The organism is Streptomyces inhibens, assembly GCF_003389455.1.
Lineage (GTDB): Bacteria > Actinomycetota > Actinomycetes > Streptomycetales > Streptomycetaceae > Streptomyces > Streptomyces inhibens.
Map to the genome: position 1 here is coordinate 1 of NZ_QUAC01000272.1, position 1072 is coordinate 1072.

The 1072-nt window shown below is 66.5% G+C and carries 1 protein-coding gene; it reads right to left on the minus strand.

The window, feature by feature from the left end; genetic code table 11:
- Positions 1–530: lysozyme family protein (locus DY245_RS32815; protein ID WP_128510817.1), on the minus strand; the 530-nt coding region annotated here is incomplete at its 3' end.
- Positions 531–1072 lie beyond the last annotated feature (542 nt).

A 1072-nucleotide genomic window follows, 5' to 3' on the forward strand; every position in this document is an offset into this window, starting at 1 on the left:
ATGGCGTTGATGTCCCAGTCGTTGACGGCGTTGGGGTTGCCGCTGGACTCCCGCATGATGTTGCGGTGCAGGCCCTCGTACGAGCCGGGGATGCCCTTGGCCTTCATGATGTCGAGCGACTCATGGATCCAGCCGTCGAGGTTGTTCGGGTACTGCTTGACGGCCTTCGGCGCAGCCTTGTGGGCGGTCTTCGGCGCGGCTATCGCCTTGCGCTCGACGGACCGGCTGGCGGCCTGCTTGGCGGTGTGGCCCTGCTTCTCGACAGCGGTGACCTTGAGGCGGTCGGCGACGGACGACGCGATCGCCCGGTCCTTCGTGCCGTCGTCGGCACGGTCCTTCGCGGTGAGCGGCAGACCGTTGGCGCTGACCGGCTTGACCAGGGCCGACGCGTGCGCCGACGGGGTCGCGGCGTCGCTCGGCGCCGCGGTGAACGCCAGGGCGGCGGCGCAGCTCGCGGTCGCCACCACCGCCGCGGAGATCTTGTGGGTGCGGGTGAAGCGGGCGGTGCGGGGCAGGGCGAAGTTGGGCATGCGGATGTGACCTCTTCCAGGGCTTGGTGGCGGGGGAGGCGGCCTTCGGTTGGCGCGTGAGGACCGAGGGTCATGGCCGCGTTTCGCCGCTCTGGCTGACTCGCAGGCTCGTTCTCGGTGCTACCCGGAACATGTTTAGCGAGCGCCCTGGATGGTGGCAAAGGTGCCTTGTACTACCTATCTTCGTGAGATGGTGTGAGATGTCCGTTGTAAATGCCGTATTTAACGGCGTACGCCCGGAATGGTGTCGACTAGGTGCGTTCGTACGTGACGTACGTCGCGTGCCGGGCATCACCTGGCAGGGACGTCAAAGCCCTCTCCGAGCCGCCCCAAAGTTGCCTGGCTCACACGGGAGAAGCGGCATTTCCACCGGCGGAACGGCGCGAGGCGACACCGCGGAGCGCCCAATAACCGCGCCCCTATAAGCCGCGCCCCCTACAAAGTCCGTAGGGGGCGCGGCTTAGAACTCCTAACGCAATGACTTCAGGCGCCGCCAGCAGATGAGTGCGCATCCCAGGGTGAGAAAGGCTTCGTGGATGTCG